General features: G+C 35.7%; 13 protein-coding genes. 4 read left to right on the top strand and 9 right to left on the bottom strand.

Going from position 1 to position 14,617, the window contains the following annotated elements; translation table 11 throughout:
- Window positions 1-14 precede the first annotated feature (14 nt).
- From PTQ27_RS10250 to rnd, 8 genes are all read right to left on the bottom strand, one after another.
- A complete protein-coding gene (locus tag PTQ27_RS10250) occupies window positions 15-2,153 on the bottom strand; it encodes a transglycosylase SLT domain-containing protein (protein ID WP_273748769.1) in 2,139 nt (712 codons plus the stop codon).
- 282 nt (window positions 2,154-2,435) lie between these two features.
- Window positions 2,436-2,723: a 50S ribosomal protein L25 gene (rplY, locus tag PTQ27_RS10245; RefSeq protein ID WP_273748770.1), complete on the bottom strand. Its 288-nt coding sequence runs from the start codon at window positions 2,721-2,723 to the stop codon at window positions 2,436-2,438.
- A gap of 205 nt (window positions 2,724-2,928) precedes the next feature.
- Window positions 2,929-3,621 (bottom strand): tRNA (adenosine(37)-N6)-threonylcarbamoyltransferase complex dimerization subunit type 1 TsaB, encoded by a 693-nt coding sequence (tsaB, locus tag PTQ27_RS10240; protein ID WP_273748771.1) that lies wholly within the window; start codon window positions 3,619-3,621, stop codon window positions 2,929-2,931.
- A gap of 74 nt (window positions 3,622-3,695) precedes the next feature.
- Window positions 3,696-4,778 (bottom strand): 3-deoxy-7-phosphoheptulonate synthase AroG, encoded by a 1,083-nt coding sequence (aroG, locus tag PTQ27_RS10235; RefSeq protein WP_273748772.1) that lies wholly within the window; start codon window positions 4,776-4,778, stop codon window positions 3,696-3,698.
- A gap of 116 nt (window positions 4,779-4,894) precedes the next feature.
- Entirely contained in the window at window positions 4,895-5,728 is an 834-nt protein-coding gene (ypfJ, locus tag PTQ27_RS10230) for a KPN_02809 family neutral zinc metallopeptidase (protein WP_273748774.1), read from the bottom strand.
- Window positions 5,729-5,870: 142 nt separating this feature from the next.
- A complete protein-coding gene (locus PTQ27_RS10225; RefSeq protein ID WP_273748775.1) occupies window positions 5,871-8,558 on the bottom strand; it encodes a DNA translocase FtsK in 2,688 nt (895 codons plus the stop codon).
- A 10-nt stretch (window positions 8,559-8,568) separates the two neighbouring features.
- Window positions 8,569-9,051 carry a leucine-responsive transcriptional regulator Lrp gene (gene lrp, locus PTQ27_RS10220; RefSeq protein WP_273748777.1) on the bottom strand — a complete coding sequence of 161 codons (483 nt, stop codon included), beginning with the start codon at window positions 9,049-9,051 and terminating at the stop codon, window positions 8,569-8,571.
- 48 nt (window positions 9,052-9,099) lie between these two features.
- Window positions 9,100-10,218 carry a ribonuclease D gene (gene rnd, locus PTQ27_RS10215; protein ID WP_273748778.1) on the bottom strand — a complete coding sequence of 373 codons (1,119 nt, stop codon included), beginning with the start codon at window positions 10,216-10,218 and terminating at the stop codon, window positions 9,100-9,102.
- Between the two features lie 132 nt (window positions 10,219-10,350).
- Here rnd and PTQ27_RS10210 point away from each other — a divergent pair, with 132 nt between their 5' ends.
- Complete coding sequence (locus tag PTQ27_RS10210) at window positions 10,351-11,538, top strand: ROK family protein (protein ID WP_273748779.1); 1,188 nt, start codon at window positions 10,351-10,353, stop codon at window positions 11,536-11,538.
- A 51-nt stretch (window positions 11,539-11,589) separates the two neighbouring features.
- On the top strand, window positions 11,590-12,309 hold the full coding sequence (gene bioD, locus PTQ27_RS10205; RefSeq protein WP_273748780.1) for a dethiobiotin synthase: 720 nt from the start codon (window positions 11,590-11,592) through the stop codon (window positions 12,307-12,309).
- Window positions 12,310-12,365: 56 nt separating this feature from the next.
- Here the strand turns inward: bioD and PTQ27_RS10200 are convergent, their stop codons facing one another.
- Window positions 12,366-12,563 carry an alternative ribosome-rescue factor A gene (locus PTQ27_RS10200; RefSeq protein WP_273748781.1) on the bottom strand — a complete coding sequence of 66 codons (198 nt, stop codon included), beginning with the start codon at window positions 12,561-12,563 and terminating at the stop codon, window positions 12,366-12,368.
- A gap of 152 nt (window positions 12,564-12,715) precedes the next feature.
- Here PTQ27_RS10200 and PTQ27_RS10195 point away from each other — a divergent pair, with 152 nt between their 5' ends.
- Window positions 12,716-13,471 (top strand): class I SAM-dependent methyltransferase, encoded by a 756-nt coding sequence (locus PTQ27_RS10195; RefSeq protein WP_273748782.1) that lies wholly within the window; start codon window positions 12,716-12,718, stop codon window positions 13,469-13,471.
- 59 nt (window positions 13,472-13,530) lie between these two features.
- Entirely contained in the window at window positions 13,531-14,607 is a 1,077-nt protein-coding gene (locus PTQ27_RS10190; protein ID WP_273748783.1) for an AI-2E family transporter, read from the top strand.
- Window positions 14,608-14,617 lie beyond the last annotated feature (10 nt).

Below are 14,617 nucleotides of genomic sequence, written 5' to 3'. Positions count from 1 at the left end.
AATGCAAGCATTTTTTAATATTTTTGCGTTAATTCCTCTTTATAGAACATTTTTAACTCTTTTGTTTGCTTTTGATGTTCATTAGCATAAAGCGTATGATAGTAATAATCATAAGCTAGCACATTTTGAACATAGCCTCGAGTTTCATAAAATGGAATAGAGGCAATAAACTCATCCATTTCTAGCGTTCCTTGACTACGAGCAAGCCAGCGTTCGACTCTTCCTGCACCAGCGTTATAGGCTGAAGCAATTAAGATTCGATTATTAGGATATTTTTCATTTAGTTCTGCTAAATGTGTTGTACCTAACATAATATTATTAAATGGCCTAAATAAATCACTCTCGTTTCTAAACGGTAGATTATTATCTTTAGCCGTTTTTGCCGCTGTTGTAGGTAACATCTGCATTAACCCCATCGCATTAGCGTGAGATTTTGCTTGTGCATTCCAAGCACTTTCTTGACGTGCGATAGCTTGAGCAAATGTTTTGCTAATGGCTTTATCTTTTAAATTAAGGTCAAACCAATCGGAATAAGCATTTGGTAAACGTAAATCTATATAATCAAATGCTTTTGCTTGAATAGTTCCCTCAACGGCTAAATCAAACCAATCTTGATCTTTTGCATATGCAATAACGGCTAATTTTTCTGTGTGAGATAACTCTTTTAAAAATGCTATCCATACCGTTTTAGCTTGATTAAAACGCTCTAATTGGCGTAACTCACGAATTCTATCGAATTGAGTTTTATAACTACTATATTGTTCTTGAGTTAATGTTGAATATGCGATCGCTGGTAATTGATAAACCTTACCTAATTGTTGAGACGCTAGCATTGGGTAGAACCCTCGTTCTTCAGATAAAGCTTCCCAAACTGCTTTTCTCTGCTCCTGATTTTTATTAGCCTTCGCTGCCCAGTAACGCCATTCAGCTTTCGCCTTGCCTTCCGTTGAAAGTAACGTTAGCCACTCATTTAAGTCAGATTTTTGCCAAATGGCCATTCGTAAACGACGTTCTGTTAAATTATCTGCTTGTAATTCTTTAATTTGCTCATCACGCCATAGTTGGAATGTCGGTTCTTTATTATCAAACAATCGATTAATAAACGTAATTTTCCACGTTCTAATTTCATCAGCACTCAGTTGATATTTTTCTGCCCATAATTGGTACGGAGCAAACGTTGGGCTTTCTAAATTTTCTGATAATGTACGAATGTATTTTGGAAACAACTGTAAAATAATTGCTTTATTTTCTGCATAAAATGGAGATTCAAGCGGTTGATTTTCGACAAAACTTTGCAGTTCTTTCGCTGAATTGGCAATAGCTGAAATGGAATTTAACCAATTTTTTAGCGTTTCATCCGTAACATTTATTGCTAAATTAGTAATTTCTGCATTTGCATTTTGTTTCACTAATTCAACCGCTTTCAAGCGAACTTTTTCATCTGTCTTTAACCCTTGATCTCGCCAATAATTTTCTAAATTAGCACAATCAGATGTTAGTTTAGGTGTTGTTAGCCAAAAATCATCAAACTCTTTAACTAAAGTTGCCAACTCAGGATTATCATCTTTTACACCCTCTGCTTGGCTAGCCTCAGGATTAATTTGAGCTTGGCTCGCAAGCACCTCATATTGTGCAGAGAAAAGTCTGCATTTATCTGCAACTGAACTTGGCTTTATTTCTTTGGCATATGCTATTAATTCTGCAAATTTTTGCTCTTGGTATAACCGTTCAAAACCAGATTGCTGTAAGCGGCTTTTGTATAACGAATTGGGATATTTTGCTAGAAACATCTGTATATCACTCTCTTTTAGCTGTTTAAGAGAGTTTTTAGCATTGAGCAATGCCCAATCAGCCTCCATTTCTAGTGGGTACCCTGATAAAGTTGATAATAAACGTTGAATAACTTGTTCTGTCTGAAAAGGTAAACTTTTCTGACTAAGTACAATATCAATTAAATTCATTACCTGTTGAAAATTCTGGCGTTGCTTTATCTGTAACTGTTCTGCGTATTGCAACTCTTTTTGATAAATATTTAACCAATCATTTTTTAATTGTTTTAGTTCTGCTTCAGTATAATTTTTACTGCTCTCTAATGTTGTTGCACTAGCATAATTACTTGCTAACACCAATGCTAATAATGTTTTCTTCCACATAGTTTCTCCTCATAATCTTATTTAGGCAGAAAAAATAGATTGAAGTTTCATAAAAAAATAAATTTATCGCTATGCCTTAATGTTAAGAATATCGAAAACTTGAATATGGCGACATCAAACCATAAAAAAATGGCTCTTTTGCCAAAGACAAAAGAGCCATTTAATCACTTAAAATCTGTTCCGAAACTATTTTATAAATAATTGATTTTATTAGCCTAAAAAACTATAAAACCGTAAAAATTTCGGAACAAAAAACAGCGTCAAACCCTTACTAATAAAGGATTAAACACGTTTAAAGTCTAAGTGTACTAATTTTGGTTTAGTTGGGTGACGTTGAATTGCTTGTACTTTAACTTGCTCTTCTTTACCACCAACAACGATAGTTAAAACTTCGTTGTAGAACGCATCGTGTACTTGTGCGTTGTTTACATCATCGTGGTTTAATACGATTGATACAGGCTCTGCACTGCCACCGTAGATGATTGCAGGAACTTGACCATTGTGACGCAGGCGGCGGCTCGCACCCTTACCTTGCGCTAAACGAACTTCAGCTTCAAATTTGAATGACATTGTTTGATTCTCTTAAAGTAAAATTGGGGATTTCCCCGTTAATATAAAAAACAGCAGGCGACCCAGCTGTTTCCGAAAAAACATCGGCATATCTGTTAAGAAATGCCGAGTGCGTATTCTACTTGAATTATTATTAAATGAAAAGCAAAAATAGAGATGTAATACTCTTAGTAAGATTCTTTTACATTACCATTTCTTAATTAATTTAACGTTTATTCGGTAGTTTTTCCCAAGTGACTTCGTTGCGTAAATACACAGGTTCAATATCTAAAGCAGAGAGTGTATTGCCTTTTTGAATTTCTCTTTTTGCGATTCCGATCATATATTGACTTGAAGATAAATGAATATCTGTTATAATAAGCGGTAGATTTTGCTCAGAAAATTGCGAATATGCAGACCAGCCAGTACCGACAACAACAGTATCTTGTTCTAATTGAAATTGGCTAATCGCTTTTTCTGGTGAACAGACTTGCTCAGCAACAACTTCTTTCCACTCATTTTCTTCTCTTTCAAACTGAGCGAAATAGACTTCATTCATTCTGGCATCAATTAAGGCAATAACTTTTTTTGCCCCTAACTTTTGGAATGCTTCTTCCGCCATTGCTTTTAGGTTAGAAATTGCCACAACTGGTAAATTAGCTCCCATTGCCAGCCCTTGAGCAACACTCACACCAACCCTAACACCAGTAAAACTCCCTGGCCCTCTGCCAAAAACTAAAAAATCGACTTGATTGATTGTAATATTGGCTCTAGTTAGCAATTCATCAATCATAGGTAAAATGCGTTGAGTATGGCTTCGTGGACTAATTTCATTTAATGTAGTTACATTATCGTGATGTTGTAACGCAACAGAACAAGCCTCTGTTGCCGTATCTAAAGCAAGAATTGTATAAGTCATAATTATCTATCTAAAAATAACAAAAGGCATACGTTTTAAACGTACGCCATTTATAAAATATATTATCTATTAATTTATGGGTGATGTTGGCGACGCTGTTCTACCGCTTCCGCTAAAGCAAATAATGCTTTTTCGCTATCTTCCCAACCAATACAAGCATCAGTAACACTTTGCCCATAAACTAACGCTTCTAATCCTTTTCCATCAACTAAGTCTTGTCGGCCTTCAACTAAATGGCTTTCAATCATTACCCCAGAAATTAAGTTTGAACCATCTGCAATTTGCTTGCAAACTGTTTCACAAACATCCATTTGACGTTTGAATTGTTTTTGGCTATTAGCGTGACTAAAATCAATCATTACGTGTGGACGCTCACCCGTTTTCTCAATCGCCGCACAAGCTTCTTCGACAGATTTAGCATCATAATTCGTGCCTTTATCTCCGCCACGTAAAATAATATGGCAATCTGGGTTTCCTTGGGTCGAAACAATCGCTGAATGTCCAAATTTGGTTACTGATAAAAAGTGATGAGGTGATTTAGCCGAAGAAATGGCATCTAAAGCAATTTTTACTCCGCCATTTGTGCCATTTTTAAATCCTACTGCACAAGATAATCCTGATGCAAGCTCACGATGGACTTGCGATTCTGTCGTTCTTGCCCCAATCGCTCCCCAGCTCATAAAATCAGCCACATATTGTGGGGTAATCATATCTAAAAATTCACCCGCAGTCGGCACGGTTAAATCATTAATATCCGATAACACTTTACGAGCAATTCGTAATCCATCATTTAAAGCATAGGTTTCATTGAGATATGGGTCATTGATTAACCCTTTCCAACCAACTGTAGTACGAGGCTTTTCAAAATATACTCGCATTACCACTTCTAAATTTTGGTTGATTTTAGGATTAGCTCGCATTGCTTTAATTTTATGTGCATATTCAATCGCAGCTTTAGGGTCGTGAATAGAGCAAGGACCAATAACAACTAATAAGCGATCATCTGCCCCGTGTAAGATCTTATGAATAGCTTTTCGTGCTGCTTCCACCGTTTCCACTGCAACTTCACTCGCAGGGAAGCGTTCAAGCAAGGCTATTGGGGGTAATAGCTCTTCAATATTTGTGATTCGAACATCATCGTTTTTATTATAAGACATTTGCTTTCATTCTCTGAAATAAGGAATAAGTAGAAATAAGTTAAATCAAACTGATTTACTTGTCAATTAAAATTGCACTATTTTAATAGTACAATGATACAGTATTATTTTTTTGATTAAAAAGTATCACACACGGCAGGGTTACCTGATGTTAATCCTTTTTTAAACCACGCTAAACGCTCTGCTGATGAACCGTGCGTAAAGCTATCTGGCACAACATAACCTTGGCTTTGTTGTTGTAATCTGTCATCACCTACTGCTTGTGCCGCATTAAATGCATCTTCAATATCATTATTTGTTAATCTACCTTCTTTAGCGAATTGATGGCCCCAAACACCTGCAAAGCAATCCGCCTGTAATTCAACATTAACTGAAATTTGATTAGCTGCAATTTTTGTACCAGCTCTCATTTGAGCACTTTGCGTTTTAGCGGTAATACCAAGTAGATTTTGGACGTGATGACCAACTTCGTGTGCAATAACATAAGAAAAAGCAAATTCACCAGAGGCTTTTAATTGTTTACGCATATCATCATAAAACGATAAATCGAGATAAACCTTCTGATCAACTGGGCAGTAGAAAGGCCCCATTGCAGATTGCCCTGTCCCACAAGCTGTTGGTGTGATGTTTCTGTACAATACTAATGTTGGGTGCTTATAGCTCATTCCATTTTGCTTAAAATAAGCTCCCCAAATATCTTCTGTACTGGCAAGTACTTTTGAGGAAAGATCTTCTAATTTTGCTTCTTCTTGGCTATTTAGTGATGAGGTGTTATGCTGATAACTATCGCCACCGCCACTCATTAACCCGCTTAAATCAACACCATAGTATGCCCCTACAAGTACAATGATAAAGGTTAAAATCCCCCCTTTCCCTCTACCAACAGAAGGTCCTGATTTTGCTCTTCTATCTTCCACATTTTTACTGCGTCTTAAATCATCTAATTTCATAATACACTCCACCTAATAAGGTATAAATTAGGTTAATTTTAACTGAAACACGAGTATTCTACTATCGTAAAAAACAAGCGGTCAGATTTTTCATTAAATTTGCAAAAATTTACAAAAATCTAACCGCTTATCGTACTTACTATTATCGTGCTAATACTTCTCGTTTTCCGCCTTTCCCTGGCTCAGAAATAATACCTTGAGCTTCCATTTGATCCACAATTCTCGCAGCTCGGTTAAAACCAAGAGAAAAACGACGTTGAAGATGGCTTATAGAGACAGAGCCTGTTTCAATTACATAGGCTACAACTTCATCAAATAACAGATCAACCTCTCCGCCTGCATTTTCATTTTTTGCATCTGCGTTTTCATCTTTGGATTCAACAATACTATCAAGATAGTTTGGCTTGCCTCTCGCTCGCCAGTTGTCCGCTACACGTTGCACTTCATCATCGCTCATAAAGGCTCCGTGAACACGAATAATATCTGGACTACCTGCACCGGAATATAGCATATCCCCTCTGCCTAATAAGGCTTCTGCACCGCCGGCATCTAAAATAGTTCTGGAGTCAATTTGACTTGCCACGGTAAATGCAATTCGGCTTGGAATATTGGCTTTAATAACCCCCGTAATGACATCTGTTGATGGGCGTTGCGTTGCCAAAATTAGGTGAATACCAACAGCTCGTGCTTTTTGTGCAATTCGCATAATGTATTCTTCCACTTCTTTGCCTGCAGACATCATCAAATCGGCAAATTCATCAACAATTAAAACAATATAGCTTAATTTTTGTAATGGCGGTGGTAATTTATCCATTGAATCGCCTGGTCGCCAAGTCGGATCAGGAATCGGGAAATTCATTGCTGCTGCTTGATCAATTTTATCGTTATAGCCTTCAATATTACGCACCTGTAAACTGCTTACCAATAAATAACGACGTTCCATTTCTTCTACCGCCCAACGCAATGCGTTGGCTGCTTTTTTCATATCGGTAACCACTGGTGTTAATAAATGCGGAATATCATTATAAATAGATAATTCTACCACTTTTGGGTCGATCATAATAAAGCGGACTTGTTCAGGGGTAAGCTTAAATAATAAGCTTAAAATCATTGTATTTACCCCGACAGATTTACCGCCACCAGTCTGCCCTGCGACTAATAGATGTGGCATTTTAGCCATATCGACAACCACAGGTTCACCACTAATATCTTTACCTAATGCCATTGGCAAAATCGCTTTAGTTTGGCGGAAAGCCTCACTGTCTAAAACATCACGCAACCAAACAGTTTCTCGATGCTTATTAGGGGTTTCAATCCCCATATAAGGTTTGTTTGGAATTACATCGGTAATACGAATTGCTTTAAACATTAAACCACGTGCAATATCGCTAGCTAAATTGGTGATTTTAGACGCTTTTACCCCTGCCGCAGGTTGAATTTCATACCTTGTTACGACAGGGCCGACAAGCACATCTTCAACTGTAGCTTTTACCCCAAAATTTGCCAATTCTTGCTCTAAACGAGCTGATGTTTCACGAATCTCTTGTTCCGTAATTTGTTGTGTTTGAACTGGGGCTTTATCTAATAAATCCAAAGTTGGTAAAGGAGTCGTTGGTTTTTCTGTACTTACTGTTCGTTGTAAGAACGGATGTATCAAGGTTTCTCCATAGCCTTTCGGATAGGTTGGTTTTTCACTAATATCTTCCATTACTTTTGGATGAGCAACAACAAAATCGGGGGTTACTTCTCGTATGTCATTATGTTCTTTGACGATATTTTCTTTATAAACCTCTTCCTCAAGAAATCCATTCTTTTCTTCTTGAGCTAAAAGATTCTCTCTTGGGCTAAAAGTAACTTCTTCTCTTATTGTTTCAGCTTCTTGTTCTGCTGTTGTATGCAAACGTATTTGAGGTAATTTAACATCATTAGGCACGGATAATGGCTCATCGTAACTAGAATGTTCTGTAACTTCAGCTAATGGGCTTGTATCAAGTTGCAGATTAATGTTCACTGTTGGCAGAACTAAATCACGCTCAGCATTATACATTTCAGCAACACTTTGCTCATCATTAAGTGATTCTGTTTCATTATTAGGATGCTTTAAGCCACTAATATTAGGACGTTTGAATGCTGTAATATCGGTAAATTGTGATTGTAGAGTAGCCTCTTCATTTGTTACCTCAGCTATTTCTTCTACAGGCGGTTGATTTTCAACTTCTTTTTGCACTTTTTTAGTCGAGCCTACTGGCTGAGCGTCAGATTTTGCAGTCACCCAATCATAAAACTGAATGAGAATAGGAAATAAAGAGTGAGCCGAACAAAAATATAAGCCTGCAACAGTACAAAGCATTGCAATAAATAATGCTCCAAATTGCCCTAAGCTTTCGCCAAGCACACTCTGCCAAACCCCACCTATAAAACCACCAGATAAGTAATAAGCACTATTTGAGAATAATACACTAAATAGGCCTGATAACCCTGTCATTAACAACAGAAAACTCATCAATCTTAAGAAGAAAACCTTCCAGCTCATTTCATTAGTTAATCCCATTCCAAGTACATAGATAGAAGAAATAATTAATGAAAAAGGAATTAAGACAACAGTTTTACCAAACATTGCATAAAGCATATCAATGCTCCAAGCTCCAAAACTGCCTGTTTTGTTTAATGTATTTTGTGTAATACTGCTAGATACTGTCCAACCATTATCTAATTGGCTATAACTTGCCCAAGCAATAAGTAGGTATATACCGAAACAGCAATTAAATAATAATATGAGTTTAATAAAATTCTCTTTACTTTTTAGGTGGGGCTTAAGTTGTTCTATCACCTAATTCTCCTTATTTTAATAGTAAATAGTTCGTTTGTTTGACTTCTTCCATTACAACATAAGTTCGAGTATCGTTTACCCCTGGTAGTCGCAATAATGTTGTGCCTAATAGCTTACGATATGCCGCCATATCTGCCACACGGGTTTTCAATAAATAATCAAAATCGCCTGAAACTAAATGGCACTCTTGGATTTCATCAAGCAACTGAATTGCTTTATTAAATTCTTCAAAAACATCTGGCTTACCACGCACTAATGTAATTTCTACAATCACTAATAAGGGGGCCTCCAATAATTCTGGATTAAGTAACGCTTTGTACCCCATAATAACATTGTGCTTTTCTAAACGCTTTACCCTTTCTAAGCAGGGGGTCGGTGACAGCCCTACTCGTTTAGATAATTCAATATTTGAAATTTTTCCGTTACGTTGTAGCTCATTTAGAATTTTGAGATCGATAGCATCTAGTGCTTTAGGTAGTTTTTTATTTTCCATATCAGTTCCTTTTTAAGCTCTTTAATCTATGAGGTTGTGTTTGATGGTTTAAGATAACACGCTTAATAATTGCTCACCAAATGGTTTTCGCCATCCTATCAATAATTCAGGGAGTTTTTCTTGTGGCTGCCCATCAATAAACCATTTAAAAAGCTGATTTAATTGCCGTCTGCTCGCTAATAATTCTGTGGCAAGGTCAAGCGGACGAATTTCATCTAATTTTTGCAACATTGCCTGCAAGTTATATTTATAACCTTGTTCATCAACTAATCGAATAATCGGAGCAGGCTGTGCATCAGGCTCAACCGCTTTTCCTTGCTCGACCAACCACAATATTTTTTTACCGTGAATTCTAACTTCATTGGGGTGCATAAACTCTAAAAGTTGAGATGTATGCTTCGGCTGAATTTTTGCAATTTGCCATAAGCTCGCTTCTTTAACAACAAAGTTAAGTGCTAGATTCCGCTTTTGTGCTTCCTCAATACGCCATTTAGCCAATAGCTGTAAAATAGCTAACTCTTGTGTATTTAATCGCCACGCATTAGTGATGTTTTTGTAAGCTTTATTTTTATCTTCAATAATCTTTCGCTTTCCTAATAAAGCTTCACATTCTTCATTCACAGCTTTTTCCCATCTGCTATTTTCTAATGCTTTTGCTAATTCTTCATAAATAGGCAATAGAAAACATACATCCGCAGCAGCATATTGTAATTGTTCTTCACTTAATGGACGAGCTAACCAATCAGTACGTGAAGCACCTTTGTCTAACTCAATATCTAAATAATGTAAAACTAATTTAGCAAATCCTATTGATGTCCCAACTCCTGCAAAACCTGCCATAATTTGGGTATCTAGCATTGGCTGAGGTAATTGGTTAAATTGATGCTCAAATACTTCTAAATCTTCACTACAAGCGTGCAACACTTTGGTTGTATCAGGATCCGCTAATAAGGCAATAAATGGAGCAAAATCTGTAATGGCACAAGGATCTATCAAACTCACTTGTTTACCATCAAACAACTGGATAAGCCCCAAAATGGGATAATAGGTCCGAGTACGAATAAACTCAGTATCTAATGCAACTACTTTTGCTTTTCTAGCCTCTTCGCATATTGTTGATAACTGACTATTTGTATTTATCCATTGATAGCTAATTAACGATTTCACTACTCTCTTCCTAATTTTTTAAAAAAGTAAAATAATTATGTGATCTATTTCTCATTATAAACAAAAAAAGATTGTTATTTTTTTTATATCAAAAAATAATTACCATTTAAAATGCCAACACAAGGATTTAAAATGTTTTCAGACAATAAAGCTCAGCATTTAGGGAAAATTTATCGCCTCATAGAGCAATTCGAACTTATTTCTCGAACCGACTTAGCTAAATTATCAGGGCTTGCTCCAGCCTCTGTCACAAATTTGACAAAAATTTTAATAGATAAGCACTTTATTCTAGAAAGAACGGTTCAAAATAATTTATCTCGAGGCCGCCCTGCCGTTGGATTAGCAGTATCTAATTTTTTCTGGCAATTACTTTGTATTACGATATCTCCCCAAAAAATTGAAATTTCCCTCTGCCAATTAAATGGTACGCAGGTTTATAAGCAAGATTATACCGTTTCTTTAGAGAATTATCCTAATTTAGAGAATTATATCCTACAAATTGTAAAAGAGTTCTATCAAACCTATGGCATTGACTCTCATCACTTACTTGCAGTATCTGTTAGTGTTGTGGGTAAAATTAATGCGGAAAAAAACAGCATTTCTCAATTAGGTAATCAAACAATTCATTGTAATATTACACAAAAACTACAAGAGTTATTTAATTGCCCAATATTACTGAGTGAACATTTCAAATTGTGGTTGCTAGCTGAATCGACACTTGGTTCTTTAATTAGTAACAATAATGTTATCTTTTTACAGCTAGATGATACCGTCAATCTAAGTGTTTTACTCAATGGCACTCTCTTACATAAACAATCTAAAATGAATGTCGATACAATGCTAATGCCTAGATTTAGTCATTTGAGTGATGACATATTCCCCGAATTAGATAATATTCATCGCTATCAGTTAGCAAATCAAATTACTTTTCCTGCTCTGGTAAAATTAATTGACCGCTACTTGCCAAATGATCTGGCTTCGCAAGAACAAAAAATTTCAATGTTCTGTCAAAAAATTAATGAAAATCAACCGCTTGCATTAGAAATTTTAGAGCATATTAGTGATAATATTGCTTATGCGTTAATGAATTTAGTCAATATCTTTTCAAGTGAACGTATAATGCTGAATTCTCCCTTATTACAAGCGAAAGATCCTTTGTTTGCTCAAATATCCGAAAAATTACACAAAAATCTCTTACAAGAGGGGCTAAAAATTGATTTAGTTACTAGTCAATATGATTGGAATAGTCCATTAATTGCGTGTTCAGCAATAAAACAAGGAGTTTATGACGGAAATTTGATCAAAGACAGTATAAATTAATTTTTTCTTCGTTAAACTACGTGGCATAATTTTTTCTAAAAGGAACCACTTATGCCCTCATTATTTATTACCGGAACAGATACCAACGTAGGGAAAACTGTGGTAACTCGAGCAATTATCCAAACACTTGCCGAACACAATTTCCCTGTTGTTGGTTATAAACCGATTGCCTGTGGTGGCGATGATTCACTACCAACAGAGCCTAATCAGTATGATTATGCTGCTGAAGACAATACAGATGTTTTAACTATTTTAGATAGTTGCCCAACAGATGTCAGTTATCGAGATATTAATAGTTATACCTTTATTCATTCCAGCACCCCTGTATTTGCTGCATTAGATGCTGTTCACCATATTCAAGTTGAAAAACTCAACGCAGATTTAAAACGGTTAGAAGAAAACTACCCTAATGTTATTGTTGAAGGCACTTATGGCTGGCTAACACCTATTAACAAAGATTATAGTTTTGCAGATTGGGTAGAACAAAATAATATGCCGGTTATTTTAGTGGTCGGAATTAAAGAGGGATGTGTAAATCACGCACTTCTTACGGCAAATGAAATTTTACAAAGAGGTATGAAACTAGTAGGTTGGGTAGCTAATCGTATTAATCCAGGATTACGCCATTACCACGAATTAATAGAGCTTTTAAGTAAAAAAATCAATGCTCCATTACTTGGGCAATTTCCTTATATGGGACACCCTGAACGTAAGGAACTCACTGCTTATATTCAAAACCCAGAACCATTGTTTGAGTATTTCACCAAATAACAAGCGGTTAAAAAAAATAATTTTTTTGCAAAAGAAAACCCCATATAAAAAAACTCTTAATGAATACTTTTATATGGGGTTTCGCCTTTGCGATAAGCTGCATTTTTATGTTTTTCGTGTCGGCGATAACTACCTTTGCCTTTACGATTTTTCTCAACTCGGCTTCTAAACAATGGGTCAGTTACAAGTGCTTTTACTGCACTCTCTTTAATTTCCCCTCGAGTATGTGCATAGCTATTATCTCTTTTTGTCATTTTATGTTTCCTCTTATTTTAAAAACGTGGCATATTCTGCCAAAATCCCTCATTGTTGTATATAAGAAAACAAAAAAATTGGGTATAATTATTTAATAAATCCGATACAAGCGGTCTGATTTTTATAAAATTTTGCAAATTCAGAGGTTTTTATGAAAAAAGAAGAAGTTGGCCATAATTTTTTAGCCCGTTTAGGCAAAACTCGTTTACGTCCAGGCGGTAAATTAGCAACCGATTGGCTGATTGCTAATGGTGATTTTAGTAAAGAAAAAAAGGTTCTTGAAGTTGCGTGTAATATGGGAACAACTTCAATTCAATTAGCAAAACAGTTTGAATGTCAAATTACTGGTATTGACTTAGATGAAGAAGCGTTAGAAAAAGCTCGCCAAAACATCAAAGAAAATGAAGTTGAACATTTAGTACAAGTTCAGCGTGCTAACGCCACAAAACTGCCTTTTGAGGATGAAAGCTTTGATATTGTCATTAACGAAGCAATGCTAACAATGTTGCCGATTGAAGCAAAAGAAAAAGCAATTCGAGAATATTTTCGAGTCCTCAAACCAAATGGCTTTTTACTCACCCACGATGTTGTTTTAAACACAGAAGAGGCTGAGCCAATATTAGCAGAGCTACGTGATGCAATTAACGTTAGCGTAACGCCATTAACCAAAGTAGACTGGAAAAATCTATTTCATCAATGCGGATTTCGTAATGTAGATACTTTTTCAGGCGAAATGTCTTTGCTCTCTCCTAAAGGTTTAATTTATGATGAAGGTGTTTTAGGTGCAATGAAAATTATTGGCAATGCCTTAAAACCTGAAAACAGAGAAATCTTCAATAAAATGTATAAAACATTCAATGATCCTGATAAAAAAATGGGGTTCATTGCAGTTTGTAGTCAAAAATAATCATTATCTCGCCCAAGTTATTGGGCGGATAATTATCCTCTCATAAAAGGCAATTCTATATGTTTCAAATGTTACAAGATTGGTATCGAAAAAAGTTTACTGACCCCCAAATTGTAGTTTTGCTTGGAATTTTAATTATTGGCTTTGGCATCATCTATTTTTTTAGCCATTTATTGATGCCACTTTTAGTTGCGATTGTTTTTGCTTATTTACTAGAATGGCCAATCCGCTTTTTATCTGCAAAACTTAAATTCCCTCGCACCTTAAGTGTAATTGTTGTACTTGGGGGCTTTATTACAATTTTATCTTTTTTAGGTGTAGTGTTATTACCTACACTTTGGAATCAGGCGGTAACTTTCATTCAAGATCTTCCTTCAATGTTTAATTTATTGAATGCTTGGTTACAAGCCTTACCTGAACATTATCCAGAACTAGTTGATTATGCTACGCTAGACTCAATGCTCAGTACAATTAAAAGCAATATTCTAAAAATGGGAGAATCATTACTCGCAATTTCTATTAACTCTATTATTAGCTTAGTTGGTTTAGGTATTTATACCTTTTTAGTTCCTTTAATGGTATTTTTCTTATTAAAAGACAAAATGGTGTTAATGCGATCATTTAGTCGATTCTTACCAGAAAACCGTCTCTTAGCTACTCGAGTATGGTTTGAAATGCAACAACAAATTGCTAACTATATTCGAGGTAAATTTTTAGAAATTATTATTGTTGGTGTTGTTACCTACATTATTTTTCTCTTTTTTGGTTTACGTTACCCGTTACTACTCTCTGTTGCTGTCGGTGTTTCGGTATTAGTGCCTTATATCGGTGCGGTATTAGTGAGTATTCCAGTGCTACTGGTTGCGTTATTCCAGTTTGGATTATCTCCTGAGTTCTACTACATAATGCTTGCTTTTGTGATTAGCCAAATTCTTGATGGAAATGTTCTCGTACCTTTCTTATTTTCTGAAGCGGTTAATTTACATCCCCTTACAATTATTATTGCTGTGCTTATCTTTGGTGGCTTATGGGGATTTTGGGGTGTATTTTTTGCAATACCGCTTGCGACTTTAGTTAAAGCTGTTATTAATGCGTTACCATCTAATAATGCAGAAACCATTATTTTAGAAAAATAAAAATGGGAAG

The sequence above is a fragment of the Mannheimia cairinae genome, from assembly GCF_028649535.1.
Classification (GTDB): domain Bacteria; phylum Pseudomonadota; class Gammaproteobacteria; order Enterobacterales; family Pasteurellaceae; genus Mannheimia; species Mannheimia cairinae.
The sequence above is the reverse complement of the archived record's forward strand: the minus strand, read 5'-3'. Positions and strand labels throughout refer to the sequence as shown.